General features: G+C 60.6%; 19 protein-coding genes. 6 read left to right on the plus strand and 13 right to left on the minus strand.

What is annotated here, in order from left to right; translation table 11 throughout:
* Window positions 1-8 precede the first annotated feature (8 nt).
* From PSH94_RS20525 to ffh, 8 genes are all read right to left on the minus strand, one after another.
* On the minus strand, window positions 9-1,313 hold the full coding sequence (locus PSH94_RS20525) for a homoserine dehydrogenase (protein ID WP_181078915.1): 1,305 nt from the start codon (window positions 1,311-1,313) through the stop codon (window positions 9-11).
* A 129-nt stretch (window positions 1,314-1,442) separates the two neighbouring features.
* A complete protein-coding gene (locus PSH94_RS20530; RefSeq protein ID WP_181078913.1) occupies window positions 1,443-2,174 on the minus strand; it encodes a thioredoxin fold domain-containing protein in 732 nt (243 codons plus the stop codon).
* Window positions 2,175-2,314: 140 nt separating this feature from the next.
* Window positions 2,315-3,211, minus strand: coding sequence for a site-specific tyrosine recombinase XerD (gene xerD / locus PSH94_RS20535; RefSeq protein WP_305435638.1), 897 nt, complete (start codon window positions 3,209-3,211; stop codon window positions 2,315-2,317).
* 109 nt (window positions 3,212-3,320) lie between these two features.
* Window positions 3,321-3,671, minus strand: coding sequence for a 50S ribosomal protein L19 (rplS, locus tag PSH94_RS20540; RefSeq protein ID WP_003175895.1), 351 nt, complete (start codon window positions 3,669-3,671; stop codon window positions 3,321-3,323).
* Between the two features lie 45 nt (window positions 3,672-3,716).
* Window positions 3,717-4,490, minus strand: a complete 774-nt coding sequence (trmD, locus tag PSH94_RS20545) for a tRNA (guanosine(37)-N1)-methyltransferase TrmD (protein WP_253509226.1) — start codon at window positions 4,488-4,490, stop codon at window positions 3,717-3,719.
* Window positions 4,472-5,008, minus strand: coding sequence for a ribosome maturation factor RimM (rimM, locus tag PSH94_RS20550; protein ID WP_003175898.1), 537 nt, complete (start codon window positions 5,006-5,008; stop codon window positions 4,472-4,474). Before rimM ends, trmD begins: the two co-directional genes overlap by 19 nt.
* Window positions 5,009-5,013: 5 nt before the next feature.
* Window positions 5,014-5,265: a 30S ribosomal protein S16 gene (rpsP, locus tag PSH94_RS20555; RefSeq protein ID WP_003238923.1), complete on the minus strand. Its 252-nt coding sequence runs from the start codon at window positions 5,263-5,265 to the stop codon at window positions 5,014-5,016.
* A gap of 250 nt (window positions 5,266-5,515) precedes the next feature.
* Complete coding sequence (ffh, locus tag PSH94_RS20560; RefSeq protein WP_003175900.1) at window positions 5,516-6,892, minus strand: signal recognition particle protein; 1,377 nt, start codon at window positions 6,890-6,892, stop codon at window positions 5,516-5,518.
* A gap of 233 nt (window positions 6,893-7,125) precedes the next feature.
* Here ffh and PSH94_RS20565 point away from each other — a divergent pair, with 233 nt between their 5' ends.
* The 3 genes from PSH94_RS20565 (at window position 7,126) to PSH94_RS20575 (ending at window position 10,714) form a co-directional block, all read left to right on the plus strand.
* A complete protein-coding gene (locus PSH94_RS20565; RefSeq protein ID WP_370694737.1) occupies window positions 7,126-7,938 on the plus strand; it encodes an inner membrane protein YpjD in 813 nt (270 codons plus the stop codon).
* A gap of 12 nt (window positions 7,939-7,950) precedes the next feature.
* Window positions 7,951-9,189, plus strand: a complete 1,239-nt coding sequence (locus PSH94_RS20570) for a transporter associated domain-containing protein (protein ID WP_181078905.1) — start codon at window positions 7,951-7,953, stop codon at window positions 9,187-9,189.
* Window positions 9,190-9,403: 214 nt separating this feature from the next.
* The gene (locus PSH94_RS20575; protein ID WP_181078903.1) at window positions 9,404-10,714 is read left to right on the plus strand and encodes an MFS transporter; all 1,311 of its coding nucleotides are present in this window, start codon (window positions 9,404-9,406) and stop codon (window positions 10,712-10,714) included.
* A gap of 211 nt (window positions 10,715-10,925) precedes the next feature.
* On the opposite strand, the gene purT is transcribed toward PSH94_RS20575, so the two are convergent.
* The 5 genes from purT to PSH94_RS20600 form a co-directional block, all read right to left on the minus strand.
* Complete coding sequence (gene purT / locus PSH94_RS20580) at window positions 10,926-12,107, minus strand: formate-dependent phosphoribosylglycinamide formyltransferase (RefSeq protein WP_181078901.1); 1,182 nt, start codon at window positions 12,105-12,107, stop codon at window positions 10,926-10,928.
* A gap of 69 nt (window positions 12,108-12,176) precedes the next feature.
* Complete coding sequence (locus PSH94_RS20585; RefSeq protein WP_181078899.1) at window positions 12,177-12,644, minus strand: VUT family protein; 468 nt, start codon at window positions 12,642-12,644, stop codon at window positions 12,177-12,179.
* 86 nt (window positions 12,645-12,730) lie between these two features.
* Window positions 12,731-12,946 (minus strand): DUF1289 domain-containing protein, encoded by a 216-nt coding sequence (locus PSH94_RS20590; protein WP_181078897.1) that lies wholly within the window; start codon window positions 12,944-12,946, stop codon window positions 12,731-12,733.
* Entirely contained in the window at window positions 12,943-13,467 is a 525-nt protein-coding gene (locus PSH94_RS20595; RefSeq protein ID WP_266246616.1) for a gamma carbonic anhydrase family protein, read from the minus strand. The genes PSH94_RS20590 and PSH94_RS20595 overlap by 4 nt, the downstream gene beginning before the upstream one ends.
* Window positions 13,468-13,502: 35 nt before the next feature.
* Complete coding sequence (locus PSH94_RS20600) at window positions 13,503-14,105, minus strand: CoA pyrophosphatase (protein ID WP_181078893.1); 603 nt, start codon at window positions 14,103-14,105, stop codon at window positions 13,503-13,505.
* Between the two features lie 146 nt (window positions 14,106-14,251).
* On the opposite strand from PSH94_RS20600, the gene PSH94_RS20605 reads away from it, so the two are divergent.
* The 3 genes from PSH94_RS20605 (at window position 14,252) to PSH94_RS20615 (ending at window position 16,360) form a co-directional block, all read left to right on the plus strand.
* On the plus strand, window positions 14,252-14,800 hold the full coding sequence (locus PSH94_RS20605) for an NUDIX hydrolase (RefSeq protein ID WP_181078891.1): 549 nt from the start codon (window positions 14,252-14,254) through the stop codon (window positions 14,798-14,800).
* 37 nt (window positions 14,801-14,837) lie between these two features.
* Entirely contained in the window at window positions 14,838-15,341 is a 504-nt protein-coding gene (locus tag PSH94_RS20610; RefSeq protein WP_181078890.1) for a murein L,D-transpeptidase family protein, read from the plus strand.
* 260 nt (window positions 15,342-15,601) lie between these two features.
* Complete coding sequence (locus tag PSH94_RS20615; protein WP_305435639.1) at window positions 15,602-16,360, plus strand: GntR family transcriptional regulator; 759 nt, start codon at window positions 15,602-15,604, stop codon at window positions 16,358-16,360.
* The last annotated feature ends 2 nt before the right edge of the window (window positions 16,361-16,362 follow it).

Below are 16,362 nucleotides of genomic sequence, written 5' to 3' on the forward strand. Positions count from 1 at the left end.
CAGCTGAATTAATTCAAATGTTCGACGCGAATCCGTACAACCGGCCCAACCACACCCTGGAGCGCTTCCAGTGCCTGGATGGCATCGTTGATGTGTTGTTCCAGCACACGGTGGGTCAGCAGGATCATTGGCACCTGGCCATTTTGCTCCTCGACTTCCTTCTGCATGATCGATTCGATGTTGATGCCGCGCTCCGACAGAATGCTGGCCACCTGAGCCAATACGCCAGGGTGATCCTGAGCCTGGATGCGCAGGTAGTAGGCACTTTCGCAGGCTTCGATCGGCAGGATCGGATGGGCCGAGAGCGAGTCCGGCTGGAAGGCCAGGTGCGGTACGCGGTTTTCCGGGTCGCTGGTCATGGCGCGCACCACGTCCACCAAGTCGGCGATCACCGACGACGCAGTCGGCTCCATACCGGCGCCGGCGCCGTAGAACAGGGTCGAGCCGGCGGCGTCGCCGTTGACCATCACAGCGTTCATCACGCCATTGACGTTGGCGATCAGACGGTCGGCCGGGATCAGCGTCGGGTGCACACGCAACTCGATACCCGCCGGCGTGCTGCGAGCCACGCCCAGGTGCTTGATGCGATAGCCCAGCGCTTCGGCGTAATTCACGTCGGCGGTGGTCAGCTTGGTGATGCCTTCGGTGTAGGCCTTGTCGAATTGCAGCGGGATACCAAAGGCGATGGACGCCAGGATGGTCAGCTTGTGCGCCGCGTCGATGCCTTCCACGTCAAACGTCGGGTCGGCTTCGGCGTAGCCCAGAGCCTGGGCCTCGGCCAGCACGTCTTCGAACGTGCGGCCCTTCTCGCGCATTTCGGTGAGGATAAAGTTACCGGTGCCGTTGATGATACCGGCCACCCAGTTGATACGGTTGGCGGACAGGCCTTCACGGATCGCCTTGATCACCGGGATACCGCCGGCTACCGCGGCTTCGAACGCCACGATCACGCCCTTCTCGCGGGCTTTGGCAAAGATCTCGTTGCCATGCACGGCAATCAGCGCCTTGTTGGCGGTGACCACATGCTTGCCGTTCTCGATGGCCTTGAGCACCAGCTCGCGGGCCACGGTGTAGCCGCCCACCAGTTCGATGACGATATCGATCTCGGGGTTGGTGGCCACGGCGAAGACATCGTGGGTAATCGCAATACCGGTCGTTTGGAACTGAGGCTTTGGCGAACGCGTGGCAATTTGTGCCACTTCAATTCCACGCCCTGCACGGCGCGAAATTTCTTCAGCGTTACGCTGAAGAACGTTGAAGGTACCGCCACCGACGGTCCCTAACCCACAGATGCCTACTTTGACCGGTTTCACTGAAGAACTCCCCATGAAACGGCCGACGCTAGGTCGGCCGTGGAAAACAGCCGCACAACCGCGGCTTTCAATTAATGGCCCGCCGGCTTATCCGCGGGCCATGATCGTCAAAGGTTCGACGATGCTGGTTTATTTGGCACTCAGCGCCAGTTTGGCAACTTGTGGCGCCGGCTGGTAGCCCGGAATCACTTGGCCGTCTGCCAATACGATGGCCGGCGTACCGTTCACACCGATGGACTGGCCGAGGGCGAACTGTTTGGAAACTGGATTGGCGCATTTAGCGGCCTTGATTTCCTTGCCGTCGACCATCTTGTCCATGGCGGCCTTCTTGTCGGCCGAACACCATACAGCCTGCAACTGCTCGTCACCCGGAGAACCCAGGCCCTGGCGCGGGAACGCTACATAGCGCACTTCCACGCCCAGCTTGTTCAGCGCAGGCACTTCGGCGTGCAGCTTGTGGCAATACGGGCAGGTGGTGTCGGTGAACACGGTGATGTGGGTCTTGGTTTCGCCAACCGCCGGGTACACCACGGTTTCAGCCACAGGAATGCCATTGATCAGCTTGGACACACCCAGGCGCTCGGCCTTCTCGGTCAGATTGACCGGCTTGCCGTCCTTGAGCTGGAACAGGTAGCCCTGGACGATGTACTGACCGTCGGCACTGGCATACAGCACGCGGCTGCCCTTGAGCTTGACCTCATACAGGCCGGCCATGGGGCTGGCGCTGATGCTTTCGATCGGGGTGTCGAGCTGCAGGTTGGCCAGGCTCTTGCGAATGGTCTGTTCGGCCGCGTCATCCGCGACGACAAAGGTGGAAACCAACGCAATCGCTGCGGCGGCAATAATCTGGGTCAAGCGCATGGAAACTCCTGAAGGCAGACGCAGGGACGGGAAGGAGCGCCGGTCTGGAAACACGGGCCTGTGCCGTCCCCCTTGCTAACCGGCAAAGCCTACCACAGTTGGGCCGCAGGGCAGCCCGTGGCGGGACAAATTGGCGGTTTTCACCCACGCGGATGGTGCTTGGCGTGCAGATCCTGCAACCGTGCGCGCGCCACATGGGTATAGATCTGGGTTGTGGATAAGTCGCTGTGTCCGAGCAGCATCTGCACCACGCGCAAATCCGCGCCATGATTGAGCAAATGGGTGGCGAAAGCATGACGCAACGTGTGCGGCGACAGGGTCTTGCCGATCCCGGCGACCTTGGCCTGATGCTTGATGCGATGCCAGAAGGTCTGGCGCGTCATCTGCTCGCCGCGCAGGCTGGGGAACAGCACATCGCTGGGGCGCCCACCGAGCAATTCGCTGCGACCATCGCGCATATAGCGCTCAACCCACACAATCGCCTCCTCGCCCATCGGCACCAGCCGCTCCTTGCTGCCCTTGCCCATTACTCGCAGTACGCCCTGGCGCAGGTTGACCTGCTCCAGGGTCAGGCTGATCAGTTCGGTCACCCGCAGGCCGCAGGCGTACAGCACTTCCAGCATGGCGCGGTCGCGCTGGCCGATGGCTTCGCTGAGGTCGGGGGCATTGAGCAAAGCGTCGACGTCGGCTTCCGACAGGGATTTAGGCAGCGGCCGGCCCAACTGTGGCATCTCGATTTGCAGCGTCGGGTCGAGGCTGATGAGTTTTTCGCGTAGCAGATAGCGATAAAAGCCACGCACACCCGAGAGGAATCGGGCAGTGGAACGGGGTTTGTAGTTTTGCTCCAGGCGCCAGGCCAGATGATCGAGGATCAGCTCACGACCCGCATTAATCAGTTCGAGGTTTTTATCCTGCAACCAGCCGTTGAACAGGGCCAGGTCGCTGCGATAGGCCTGGCGCGTGTTATCCGACAAGCCTTTCTCCAGCCAAAGGGCGTCGAGGAAGCGGTCGATCAAAGGGTGGTCAATGGCAGGCATGGGAGCTCGAACAGGTAAATAGCGGAAGGGTAGATCCTAGCGCGGACCTTAAATCGCGGGCACAAAAAAGCAGCCCGTAGGCTGCTTTTTTCTGCATCGGAAGCTGGGCTTAAGCCAGTTTTTCCTTGATGCGAGCTGCTTTACCGGACAGGTCACGCAGGTAGTACAGCTTGGCTTTACGTACGTCACCGCGACGCTTAACGGCCATGCTGTCGATCTGCGGGCTGTAGGTCTGGAAAGTACGCTCTACGCCAACACCGTTGGAGATTTTACGAACAGTGAAAGCACTGTTCACACCACGGTTACGCTTGGCGATTACCACGCCTTCGAACGCTTGCAGACGCGAACGGTCGCCTTCCTTCACTTTCACCTGAACGACAATGGTGTCGCCCGGGGCAAAGGTAGGGATCTCTTTGGTCATCTGCTCTGCTTCGAGTGCAAGGATGATTTTGTTAGTCATGCTGTGCTCCTAAGGTAAGTCATTGGACCTACCATCGATACGTTGTTAACTATCGTCCCGCGCGAGGATGTATTCCTCGAGCAGCTTCTTCTCTTCTCCAGAAAGCGAGCGGCTTTCCAGAAGATCGGCGCGTCGTTCATAGGTCCGACCAAGGGACTGCTGTAAACGCCAACGCCGGATGTGTGCGTGATTGCCACTTAGCAATACGTCGGGAACACGCTGATCCGCATACACCTCCGGACGGGTGTAGTGCGGGCAATCCAGCAAACCATCCGTGAAGGAATCTTCCTCCGCAGAGTCCGCATGCCCTAAAGCTCCAGGCAGCAGTCGTGTAACCGCATCTATCAGGACCATCGCCGGCAGCTCGCCGCCAGACAGGACATAGTCCCCAATCGACCACTCTTCATCGACATGAGCTTCAATAAAACGCTCGTCAATGCCTTCATAGCGACCGGCAATCAGGATCAGTGCGTCCTCATTCGCCAGTTCGCGTACCGCCGCCTGTTTCAGCTGACGGCCTTGAGGGGACAGGTAAATCACCTTCGCCTTCTCCCCGGCGGCTGCCTTGGCCTGAACCAACGCATCTTCCAGGGGCTTGATCTTCATCACCATGCCCGGGCCTCCGCCAAATGGGCGATCGTCCACAGTGTGATGTCGATCCGTCGTGTAGTCTCGCGGGTTCCAACAGGTGAGCTGCAGCAGCCCCTGTTTCACCGCCCGACTGGTGATGCCGTACTCGCTGATGGCGGAAAACATCTCGGGAAACAAACTGATCACTTCAATGCGCAAATTAGCCACGCTTAGAAGTCCGCGTCCCATTCCACCTTCATCTCGCCCGCTGCCAGGTCGACGGCCAACACGCATTGCTCGGTATAGGGCAACAGGCGTTCGCGATCATCCAGGCTGCCAGCGCAAGGCTTGACCACCATTACATCATTGGCGCCGGTTTCCAGAAGATGATCGATTTTCCCGAGCAGTTGCCCCAGTTGATCAATAACCTTCAGACCTTCCAGCTGGTACCAGTAGTACTCGCCGTCGGTCAATTCAGGGAACAGGTTGCGCGGCACGCAGATCTCATAACCGGCCAGAAGACGAGCTTCTTCACGATCATCAAGACCCTTGAGCTTTGCGACCAGGAACTTATCGCTCCCGCGTCCACTGACCAGCTCGACCTGTTTCACGCTGCCTTCGCGCTTGAGCGTCCAGGTTTTGTACTGCAACAGGTTTTCAGTCGGATCAGTAAAGGAATACACCTTCACTTCGCCGCGAACGCCATGAACAGAGTAGATCTTGCCGATAACGATCAAATCATCAGCAACCGCTGGCGTCGCGTTCATATTGCTCAGGCTGCGGCCTTAGCCGAGTCCTTCAACAACTTGGCAACACGCTCAGAAGGCTGTGCACCAACGCTCAGCCAGTAGGCTACGCGCTCTTGGTTCACGGACAGGCGGACTTCTTGACCACGAGCGATCGGGTTGAAGAAGCCAACTTGTTCCTTGTGAGAGCCGTCACGTGGGTTGCGGCTGTCAGTTACGGTCAAGTGGTAAAACGGGCGCTTTTTGGAGCCGCCAAGGGCAAGACGGATTGTTAGCATGTGAACATCGTTCCTGTAGTCGGTGCTGCAAATCTAAATGCACAGCGGGCATAGGTGCCCGAAAGGCCGCATATTCTAAGGAATATCCCGACTTTTGCAAATGTCTTTTTCCGGCGCCTATAGCCGTGACACTCAGATCTGCTGGAGAGCCGTCGCTTAAAACGGCAGGTCAGCGCCCGCCAACGGCGGGTTTGCTGGAGATCCCACATCCCTGTGGGTCGGAGCAAGAGCAAGCCCTTGCTCGAATTCTTTACATCTTGGGCATGCCGCCGCCGGGCAACATACCGCCCATGCCGCGCATCATCTTGGCCATTCCACCCTTGGCGGAGAACTTCTTCATCATTTTCTGCATCTGCTTGTGTTGCTTGATCAAGCGGCCGATGTCCTGCACCTGGGTGCCGGAACCCATGGCGATCCGACGTTTGCGCGAACCGCTGATCAGCTCAGGGTCACGGCGCTCGGCCGGGGTCATGGAATTGATGATGGCTTCCATCTGCTTGAATTGCTTCTCGGCCGCGCCCTGGGCATTGCCCATTTGGGCCAGGTTCACACCGCCGATGTTCGGCAGCTTGTCCATCAGGCCGCCGAGGCCGCCCATGTTCTTCATTTGCTGCAGCTGGTCGCGGAAGTCTTCGAGATCGAAGCCCTTGCCCTTCTTCAGCTTCTTGGCGAGCTTGTCGGCCTTGTCCTTGTCGAGGGTGGCTTCGGCCTGCTCGATCAAGCTGAGTACGTCGCCCATGCCGAGGATGCGCGAGGCGATACGCTCAGGGTGGAACGGTTCGAGCGCTTCGCTCTTTTCGCCCATACCGATGAACTTGATCGGCTTGCCGGTGATGGCGCGCACCGACAGCGCGGCACCGCCACGGGCGTCACCGTCGACCTTGGTCAGGATCACACCGGTCAGGGGCAGCGCGTCGCCGAAGGCCTTGGCGGTGTTGGCCGCATCCTGGCCGGTCATGGCATCGACCACGAACAGGGTCTCAACCGGATTGATCGCGGCATGCAGCGCCTTGATCTCGCCCATCATCTCTTCATCGATGTGCAGGCGACCGGCGGTATCGACGATGACCACGTCGATGAATTTCAGGCGTGCTTCTTTAATAGCCGCGTTGGCGATGTCGACCGGCTTCTGGCTCAGGTCCGACGGAAAAAAGGTCACCCCCACTTCGCCCGCAAGCATTTCCAACTGCTTGATGGCCGCCGGACGGTAGACGTCGGCCGACACGACCATTACCGATTTCTTCTTGCGCTCTTTGAGGAAGCGCGCCAGCTTGCCGGCGGTGGTGGTCTTGCCCGCACCCTGCAGACCGGCCATCAGCACGACGGCCGGTGGCACGGCGCTGAGGTTCAGGTCTTCGTTGGCCGCGCCCATCAGGCTTTCGAGTTCGGCCTGGACGATCTTCACGAATGCCTGGCCCGGCGTCAGGCTGCGGGACACTTCAGTGCCGACCGCTCGCTCCTTGACCGAGTTGACGAAGTCCTTGACCACAGGCAAAGCAACGTCGGCTTCCAGCAGCGCCATGCGCACTTCGCGCAGGGTGTCTTTAATATTGTCCTCGGTCAGCTTGGCCTTGCCGGTAACGTGGCGCAGCGTCTGCGAGAGACGGTCAGTCAAGTTTTCAAACATGCGCGATCCTTTCAGGCCCTATTCAACGAAGTGCGTTGTAGACCGAGGTAATGGCGGCCCAGGCTGTGGTAAATCGCTGTTAAAAACAGCGCTCGGCGAGCCTGCGGCGTGGGCAGGTCGCGGATTATAGCGAAGACTGCGTCCATGCACACCCGCTGTCTGGCCCGGGAGTCTTTCGTGGAGCGCAGGTGTGTGCCAAACTCAGCGCCTTTCGGGCTTGCCTATCAGGATTTATGCTCCCTTTGCCACCCAGTTTGCTACCCAGTCTCGCCGCCGCCCTGCTGTACGCCGCTGCGACCCTCTACCAGGGCACTCGCCTGGCCCAATGCGCCAAGGCCGACAAGCGCCTGCTGGTCGGCCTGGGCGTCCTCGCCCTGCTGGCACACGCCGCGAGCCTGTTCACCCACCTGTTGACGCCGGTCGGCCTGGCCCTGGATTTTTTCAGCGCCGCCAGCCTGATCGCCGCCGCGGTGATTGCCCTGACGCTGCTCGCCTGCTCCCGCATCCCGGTGGAAAACCTGCTGGTCCTGTTATTCCCGCTGGGCATGCTCACCGTACTGCTGGCACAGTTCGCCCCTACCGGCACCGTGCAGGTCATCGACGAAGAGCCGGGCATGCTCGCCCACATCCTGCTGTCGATCCTCGCGTACGGCATGTTTACCATCGCGGTATTCCAGTCCCTGCTCCTGCTGCTGCAGGACCACCAGCTCAAGCACAAACACCCGCTGGGCCTGATCAAGAACTTCCCGCCGCTGCAGACCATGGAGAGCCTGCTGTTCGGCTTCCTGTGGGCCGGCTGGACCCTGCTGTCGCTGTCGTTGATATCCGGCTGGGTATTCGTCGAGAACCTGTTCGCCCAGCATCTGGTGCACAAAACCCTGCTGGCATGCCTGGCGTGGGTGGTGTTCAGCGTACTGCTGTGGGGCCGTAACCGCCTCGGCTGGCGCGGACACAAGGCGATCCGCTGGACCCTGGCCGGCTTCTGCCTGCTGATGCTGGCCTATTTCGGCAGCAAGCTGGTTCGCGAATACATCCTGCATATCTGACGGGCAGCGATCATGGACAATTTGCCCCTGGGGCCGATGCTCGCGGTAATCGCCCTACTGGTGTTATGGGCCGGGCTGTTTACCGCCATTGAAGCCGCCCAGCAGCACTTGCTGGCGCTGCGCCCCGGCACGCGCCAGGGCGACAAGGCCGCTGCCCGGCTGAATTTCCCGCGCAACAGTCTGATCCTCTGCAATACGCTGTGCCGTGGCGTGGTGGTGATCCTGTGCACCTTGCCGGCGATCCATGCCTGGGCGGAAAACGGCCCCTGGCTGGGCTGGCTGGTGTCCTGCGCGACCCTGCTGGTGCTGGCCGACTACCTGCCCCGCGCCCTGGCCACCCGCTATCCCCAGGCTGTACTCGGCTTTGGCAATACGCTGTTGGGCGTGCCCCTGAAAATCGTTTATCCGTTGGCCTGGCTGCTCAATGGCATCAGCCTGCTGCTGCTGCGCCCTTTCGCGCGCAAGACCGGCACGGTGAAAAACAGCGATGAGCCGTTGCCCGATCACGACGACGAACCCGCGCCTGAGGCGGACGAAGGCCGCTCCCACGGCATGCCCGGCATACACGCGCTGGACAACATCACGGTCAATGACATCCTCGTGCCGCGCAGCGAGGTCGACGGCATTAACCTGGATGACACCGTCGAAGAGATCATCGAACAACTGCGTACATCCAAGCGCACGCGCCTGCCGGTGTTCCACAGCGATATCAACCAAGTGCAGGCTGTATTGAACACGCGCCAGATCCAGCACCTGCTGCCCGACGCCAGCCTGACCAAGGAAGCCTTGCTCGCGGCCTGCCACGAACCCTACTTCGTGCCGGAAAGCACGCCGCTGCAATTGCAGCTGCTGAACTTCCACAAGCAACAGCGCCGCCTGGGCATGGTGGTGGACGAATACGGTGAAGTGCTGGGGATTGTCACGCTGGAAGATATTCTCGAAGAAATCGTCGGCGAATTCGAAAGCGAGCAAGGCATGGACAACCCGCACATCCAGGCCCAGCCGGACGGTCGCTATATCATCGACGGCGCCGCTTCTATTCGTGAACTGAACAAGAGCCTGAGCTGGCACTTGCCCAGCGACGGCCCCAAGACCCTCAACGGTCTGGTGACCGAGGCGCTGGAAACCATTCCTGACTGTGCGGTATGCCTGAAAATCGGCCGCTATCGTCTGGAAATCCTCGAGACCGAGGATAACCGGGTGGCCAAGGTGCTGATCTGGCATACCAGCCGGGTACCGGTCGCCGCGTAAGCACCTGACAGCAAACAGCTGCGATGTGGGAGGATCTTGCCACCTCCCACATTTAGATTTGCGGTGTGTCGGCTCTTGTTGTAATTCCAGACCCCTTCCTATAATCCCTGCGGTTTATCCAAGCTTCGCCCGACCGCGTGCAACCCTGATCCATGGGTGTTCGACCAATAATAATCCGCGTCCAAAACGCGCAACGACCGTCAGGGATACCACCATGAGCACCACCTATAACGAGGCCGCAACCGCCGCACCGAGCAACTCGACCGCGCGGGTTGCGACCGCGAGCATCGTCGGCACCGCCATCGAGTTCTACGATTTCTATATCTACGCCACCGCCGCGGCATTGGTGATCGGCCCGGTGTTCTTCCCGCAGAGCTCCGGCACCGCGCAGATGCTGGCGTCGTTCCTGACCTTCGGTATCGCCTTTATCGCCCGCCCGCTGGGTTCTGCGCTGTTTGGCCATTTCGGCGACCGCATCGGCCGCAAGTCGACACTGGTGGCGTCGTTGTTGCTGATGGGCGTCTGTACCACGCTGATTGGTTTGCTGCCCGGCTACGACAGCATTGGCGCCTGGGCGCCGATCCTGTTGTGTGTGCTGCGTTTCGGCCAGGGCCTGGGCCTTGGCGGGGAATGGGGTGGCGCGGCGCTGCTGGCGACCGAGAATGCGCCCAAGGGCAAACGGGCCTGGTTCGGCATGTTCCCGCAACTGGGGCCTTCGATCGGCTTTCTGGCGGCCAATGGCTTGTTCCTGATCCTGGCCATGAGCCTGAACGACGAACAGTTCCGCAGTTGGGGCTGGCGCATTCCGTTCATCCTCAGCGCCGCGCTGGTGATGATCGGCCTGTACGCGCGTCTGAAGCTGCATGAAACCCCGGTGTTCGCCAAGGCGGTGGCCAAGGAAGCACCGGTGAAGGTGCCGCTGGTAGAACTGTTCAGCCAGCATTGGCTGCCGGTGTTGCTGGGCGCCGCGTCGATGGTGGTGTGTTATGCACTGTTCTATATCACCACGGCGTTTTCCCTGAGCTACGGCGTTTCAACCTTGGGCTACAGCCGCGAAACCTTCCTTGGCCTGCTGTGCTTTGCGGTGCTGTTCATGGGATTGGCCACGCCCATCGCCGCATTGGCCAGCGACCGTTACGGGCGTAAACCTGTGCTGATCGTCGGTGCGATCCTGGCGATTCTGTCCGGTTTCACCATGGAGCCGCTGCTGACCCATGGTTCCACCTGGGCCGTGGCGCTGTTCCTGGCGCTGGAACTGTTCCTGATGGGCGTGACCTTCGCCCCGATGGGTGCGCTGTTGCCGGAGCTGTTCCCGACCCGCGTGCGTTATACCGGAGCTTCGGCGGCGTATAACCTGGGCGGCATCGTTGGCGCATCGGCCGCGCCATTCTTCGCGACCAAGCTGGTGGCGATGGGCGGTCTAAGTTATGTGGGTGGGTATGTGTCGGCGGCAGCGTTGCTCAGCTTGATCGCCGTGCTGTGCCTGAAGGAGACGCGGGATAACGATTTGAATAGGGTGGCCTGAAACCTGATCGTTCCCGCGCTCCGCGTGGGAATGCAGCCCAGGACGCTCCGCGTCTCAGCGTGACGCAGAGCGTCACAAGAGGCATTCCCACGCAGAGCGTGGGAACGATCTGCGTCAGGGTGGCGTGATGGACCGCTATCGGGGGCAAGCCCCCTCCCACTTTGATTTGTGAATACAGTCAAATGTGGGAGGGGGCTTGCCCCCGATGCTTTTAGAGCTCTACGACAACCGCTTTAGAAGCACGGGTAGCCTTGGCCCGAGCCGCTTCAATCGACTCATCCCGCGCCAACGCCACGCCCATGCGGCGCTGGCCGTTCACTTCAGGCTTACCAAACAGACGCAACGCCGTGTCCGGCTCGCTCAACGCGGCGCCGAGGTTGGCGAACGCGGTCTGGGTCGACTGCCCTTCCACCAGGATCACCGCCGACGCCGAAGGCCCGAACTGGCGGATCAGCGGGATCGGCAGCCCGAGAATCGCGCGTGCATGCAGGGCGAACTGCGACAGGTCCTGGGAAATCAGGGTCACCAGGCCGGTGTCATGCGGGCGCGGCGACACTTCGCTGAACCACACCTGATCGCCTTTGATGAACAGCTCCACGCCGAACAGGCCACGCCCGCCCAAGGCCTCGGTCACGGCCTTGGCCACGCGCTCGGATTCGGCCAGGGCAATCGGGCTCATGGCCTGTGGCTGCCAGGATTCCTGATAGTCGCCCTTTTCCTGGCGATGGCCGACCGGCGCGCAGAACGTGGTGCCGCCGATGTGGCGCACGGTCAGCAGGGTGATTTCATAGTCGAAATCGATAAAGCCCTCAATGATCACCCGGCCCTTGCCGGCACGCCCGCCCTCCTGAGCGTAGTCCCAGGCCTTCTGCACGTCGTCGGCGCTGCGCAGCAGGCTCTGGCCCTTGCCCGACGAACTCATCACCGGCTTGACCACGCACGGGAAGCCCAGGTCATGGACGGCCTTGCTGTAGTCTTCGAAGGTGTCGGCGAAGTGGTACGGCGAGGTCGGCAGGTCCAGTTCTTCCGCGGCCAGGCGACGGATGCCTTCACGGTTCATGGTCAGCGACGTGGCGCGCGCGGTCGGGATCACGGTGAAGCCTTCGGCCTCCAGTTCCACCAGGGTGGCGGTGGCGATGGCTTCGATTTCCGGCACGATGAAGTGCGGCTTTTCCGCTTCGATCACCGCACGCAGGGCGGCGCCGTCGAGCATGTTGATCACGTGGCTGCGATGGGCCACCTGCATGGCCGGCGCATTGGCGTAACGATCCACGGCAATCACTTCAACGCCCAGGCGTTGCAGTTCGATTACCACTTCCTTGCCCAGCTCACCGCAGCCACACAGCAAAACGCGGGTCGCGGTCGGCGACAATGGAGTTCCGATTCGGGTCATCTCAGGTCCTCAGGGGAGCGGATCATGGGGAGAAAGGCCGGCATTTTACATGAACTGTAAAAATTGGCCTCAGTTGGCGACAGCCCGTTTGCGCAGGCGCCAGGCCATGATCAGCCACACCGCCGTGACCCCGGCGAATTTCGACACGAGCGCGGTGCCTGCCACCATCGGGGTCAGCGCGCCGATCAGGCCGAAGAAGATAAACGTATCGAGGGGAATGCTCAGCGCCGAACTTATCCACAGGCGGTCGTGCAACGGGCGCTTGGTGATGCTGAACACCAGCCAGTCGATGCACTCGGACACCGCGAACGCCGTGGCGCTGGCCAGGGCGATGGACGGGTCGGAGGTGATATACGACAGCACCAGCGCCGCCAGCATGGCAATGATCGCACCGTGGCCGAAGCGGGTTTGCACCATGTCGCGCAGGATAAACACCAGGCCACCCCAGGCGGACCAGATCACATCCAGGTGCGGGGCGGTGGAGAAGGCGAAGTTGATCAGCACGACGCTGCTGATGTAGGCGATCAGGAAGAGCATGGCGGGATGGGCCCTGTGTATAAGGGGCACAGGGTACTTCACATTAAGAAATATGTCGTCTGGGGGGCCTTATCGGGGGCAATGGTTCAGGCGCCGGATTTACCAGAAGCCATAAACACCCACCCACTCGCCAAGGCCCGCTCATGGCACAACCCCAACACTACCCGACGCTCGGCATTATCCATGCGACTCCAGCGTGTGATTTCATCCACGGTGCGCTGGCAGCCGGTACAGATGTCATCATCATCCAGCGCGCAAATGCTCACGCAGGGCGATGCAACAGGTCGTTCAACTGCACTCATTCTTCCTGCTCAGCCAGATCACGGGCATAACGCTGCGAATTGTGTACATAGTGCGCGGCACTGGCCTCGAGCATCCTCTTCTGCGCCTCGGTCAATTCACGCACCACTTTGCCCGGCGAGCCCATCACCAGTGAACCATCGGGGATCTCCTTGCCTTCGCCAATCAGCGAATTGGCGCCGATAATGCAATGCTTGCCGATCTTCGCACCGTTGAGCACCACGGCATTGATGCCGATCAGGCTGTAATCGCCAACGGTGCAGCCATGCAACATCGCGTTATGGCCGATGGTCACGCCGGTACCCAGGGTCAGCGGGTAGCCCATGTCGGTGTGCATCACGCTGCCGTCCTGCACGTTGCTGTTCCTGCCGATCAGGATCAGTTCGTTGTCGCCGCGCAATACCGCGTTGAACCAGACGTTGGCGCCCTCCTCCAGCTTGACCTTGCCCACCAGCGTGGCATTGGGCGCGACCCAACTGCTGGGATGCGTCTCGACGTGGGCGTCGCCCAGGCGGTATTTCATGGTTATTCCTCACGGCGGGCCATTCGTTCGATGGCTTAGCGATTAATAAAGCTCTTGGGTGGATTGTGCAGGCTGATCTGCGCGTCGTCATAGAGCACGTTGATCAGCTCGACGATCATGATTGCCGTCAACCCCCAGATTTTGTACTCGCCATAACGATAGCTGGGCACATACCAACTACGGCCTTGGTAGTCGATCCTGTGGGTATGTTCGCGCGGGTCCTGTCGGAAAAAATCCAAGGGTACGCTGAAGACAGCGGCAATCTCGGCATCGTTGGCCAGGTACTCGACGTAGTCGGGGATGACACCGACATAAGGCGTGACACGAATGCCATGCAGTGAGATCAGTGGACTCAGGGGGCCGATAATTTCCACCAGGCCCGGTGCCAGGCCGATTTCTTCCTCAGCTTCGCGCAGGGCGGTGAAGATCAGGTCCGGGTCTTCGGGGTCACGGCGCCCACCGGGAAAGGCCACTTCGCCACCGTGGGTCGACAGGCCGCTGGCGCGCAGGGTCAGGATCAGCTCAGGTTCGTCACTGCGGGTGATCGGCACCAGCACCGCCGCTTCAGGGAAACGCCCGTCAGTCTCCAGCGTATGCGGCGTGTGATTGCTTACCCGGCGAAGTAGCTCGTCCAGCATGAGTCATCTCGATCTGTTGGCTACCTGGCATCATGCACCAAAGCGCGCGGGCGCCCAAGCCCAAACCGGAGCGGTGTCGCTAAACGACAACTTGCAGGAACGCCTGGCCCCAAGCCAAGATGGACGCACTCTCCAGGAACCCCAGCATGAAATTCTGCAGCCAGTGCGGTAAACCGGTGACCCAACGCATTCCCGATGGCGACGCGCGCCTTCGCTATGTGTGCGATCACTGCTCGACCATTCATTATCAGAACCCCAATATCGTCGCCGGCACCGTGCCGGTGTGGGGCGACCACGTGCTGTTGTGCCGCCGCGCCATCGAGCCGCGCCTGGGTTACTGGACCCTGCCGGCCGGCTTCATGGAAAACGGCGAAACGGTGGAACAGGCCGCCATGCGCGAAACCCTGGAAGAAGCCTGTGCCCGCGTGCGCAACTTGAGCCTCTACACGTTGATCAACGTGCCGCACATCAGCCAGGTGCATATTTTCTACCGCGCCGAGCTGATCGACCTCGACTTCGCCGCAGGTGCCGAGAGCCTGGAAGTGAAGCTGTTCGCCGAAGCCGACATCCCTTGGTCCGAGCTGGCTTTCCGCACGGTCGGGCGTACCTTAGAATGCTTCTTCGCTGACCGCAGGCAACAGGCCTACCCGGTACGCAGCGAATCGGTGCCGCCACTCGCCAAGCCCGCCCAATAACAAACCGGCAGACGGCCTTCAAAGGGAAATCGTTTCAATGCGTTGGTTGCTTGCTTTGCTCTGCCTGTCGTTCGCCGCGTTGTCGTCAGCCTCCACCCTGGAAACCCTGGGCGGCAAGCCGGTCGAGAAAGTCCTGGTACTCAAGTCCGCCCATCAGTTGCAGCTGATCAACGACGGCAAGCCGCTCAAGACCTATCGCATCTCCCTGGGCAAAAACCCCAAAGGCCCCAAGCTGATCGAAGGCGATCGCCGCACACCCGAAGGCCTGTATTGGATCGACTGGCGCAAGACCAGTGAGCGCTTCAACCTGGCCATGCACATCTCCTACCCTAATATCAGCGATGCCGCACGCGCACGCCGCGAAGGCGTCAAGCCCGGCAGCATGATCATGATCCACGGCACCCCCGACACCGAGGACTACCCGGAACAGTGGTTCCACACCCTGGACTGGACCGACGGCTGCATCGGTATGCGCAATGTGGACATGCGCGAAGTCTGGAACCTGGTCAAGGATGGCACGCTGATCGAGATCCGGCCGTAATCGTCGACCACTCGTAAAATAATTCGAAAAAAAAACCTCCCCCGACAATGCCCGCCGGTGAATACCAGTTCACCGCGCGGGCTACGCCGTTATGCACGCGCTGAAGACCTCTCTAATACCACTTCAAACCAGGCACCTGAATAGAGCCCTAAAAGCCCTGTACGCACTGTTCTGGCGGCATTGACATGGTATTTAAGTGGTATTAGTTTTCGGCCACTACCGGGCGACAACACTCCAATAACGCATCGGAAACCTGACAGATGAATCTCATCCTGGCCCTGCGCCCCGACGACAAACAATCCACACCGCTGTATCTGCAATTGGCGCATAAGCTGGAAGCCGCGATCCATGCCGGCGAGTGGAAATCCGAACAGGCGTTGCCCTCGGAACGGGCACTCAGTGAGCAGTTGAACATCTCGCGGGTCACGGCCCGCAAGGCACTCGAGGTGCTGTTTGCCCAAGGCCTGATCCGCCGCAGCCAAGGCTCCGGGACCTTTATCACGCCACGCCTGGAACAGCCGCTGTCGCGCCTCTCGGGGTTCAGCGAGATGTTGCGTCTCAAGGGCTTTGTGCCCAGCTCCCAATGGCTGGAGCGCGACATCACCCAGCCAACCCACGAAGAGCTGATCCGCCTGGCCTTGTCGCCCACCGACAAAGTGGCGCGCCTCAAGCGGCTGCGCAAGGCTGACGACACGGTGATGGCAATTGAAATGACCACAATGCCTGCCTCGGTTCTTCCACAGCCGCAAGCCATCGGCAACTCGCTCTACGAGTACCTGGAAAGCATCGGCAAACCCATCATGCGCGCGCTGCAGCACATTCAGGCGATCAACGCCTCGGACGAATTCGCCGCGCTGGTGGGCATCGCTCCAGGCACCGCCATGTTGCTGATGACCCGCGTGGGTTACACCGCCGACAACACACCGATAGAAATCACCGACACCTACTGCCGCAACGACTACTACGACTTCGTAGCGGAGCTGCGCAGATACGACTTTGCCGCCGAGCTGCGGCCTTAGAG

The sequence above is a fragment of the Pseudomonas sp. FP2254 genome (genome assembly GCF_030687695.1).
In the GTDB taxonomy this organism is placed as follows: Bacteria; Pseudomonadota; Gammaproteobacteria; order Pseudomonadales; family Pseudomonadaceae; genus Aquipseudomonas; species Aquipseudomonas quebecensis.

Bases quoted from the DNA above. Each gene is read 5' to 3' on its own strand.
- PSH94_RS20530 (WP_181078913.1), bottom strand. From the start codon at position 2,174: ATGCGCTTGACCCAGATTATTGCCGCCGCAGCGATTGCGTTGGTTTCC.
- xerD (WP_305435638.1), bottom strand. From the start codon at position 3,211: ATGCCTGCCATTGACCACCCTTTGATCGACCGCTTCCTCGACGCCCTT.
- rplS (WP_003175895.1), bottom strand. From the start codon at position 3,671: ATGACTAACAAAATCATCCTTGCACTCGAAGCAGAGCAGATGACCAAA.
- trmD (WP_253509226.1), bottom strand. From the start codon at position 4,490: ATGGGACGCGGACTTCTAAGCGTGGCTAATTTGCGCATTGAAGTGATC.
- rimM (WP_003175898.1), bottom strand. From the start codon at position 5,008: ATGAACGCGACGCCAGCGGTTGCTGATGATTTGATCGTTATCGGCAAG.
- rpsP (WP_003238923.1), bottom strand. From the start codon at position 5,265: ATGCTAACAATCCGTCTTGCCCTTGGCGGCTCCAAAAAGCGCCCGTTT.
- ffh (WP_003175900.1), bottom strand. From the start codon at position 6,892: ATGTTTGAAAACTTGACTGACCGTCTCTCGCAGACGCTGCGCCACGTT.
- PSH94_RS20565 (WP_370694737.1), top strand. From the start codon at position 7,126: ATGCTCCCTTTGCCACCCAGTTTGCTACCCAGTCTCGCCGCCGCCCTG.
- PSH94_RS20570 (WP_181078905.1), top strand. From the start codon at position 7,951: ATGGACAATTTGCCCCTGGGGCCGATGCTCGCGGTAATCGCCCTACTG.
- PSH94_RS20575 (WP_181078903.1), top strand. From the start codon at position 9,404: ATGAGCACCACCTATAACGAGGCCGCAACCGCCGCACCGAGCAACTCG.
- purT (WP_181078901.1), bottom strand. From the start codon at position 12,107: ATGACCCGAATCGGAACTCCATTGTCGCCGACCGCGACCCGCGTTTTG.
- PSH94_RS20585 (WP_181078899.1), bottom strand. From the start codon at position 12,644: ATGCTCTTCCTGATCGCCTACATCAGCAGCGTCGTGCTGATCAACTTC.
- PSH94_RS20590 (WP_181078897.1), bottom strand. From the start codon at position 12,946: ATGAGTGCAGTTGAACGACCTGTTGCATCGCCCTGCGTGAGCATTTGC.
- PSH94_RS20595 (WP_266246616.1), bottom strand. From the start codon at position 13,467: ATGAAATACCGCCTGGGCGACGCCCACGTCGAGACGCATCCCAGCAGT.
- PSH94_RS20600 (WP_181078893.1), bottom strand. From the start codon at position 14,105: ATGCTGGACGAGCTACTTCGCCGGGTAAGCAATCACACGCCGCATACG.
- PSH94_RS20605 (WP_181078891.1), top strand. From the start codon at position 14,252: ATGAAATTCTGCAGCCAGTGCGGTAAACCGGTGACCCAACGCATTCCC.
- PSH94_RS20610 (WP_181078890.1), top strand. From the start codon at position 14,838: ATGCGTTGGTTGCTTGCTTTGCTCTGCCTGTCGTTCGCCGCGTTGTCG.
- PSH94_RS20615 (WP_305435639.1), top strand. From the start codon at position 15,602: ATGAATCTCATCCTGGCCCTGCGCCCCGACGACAAACAATCCACACCG.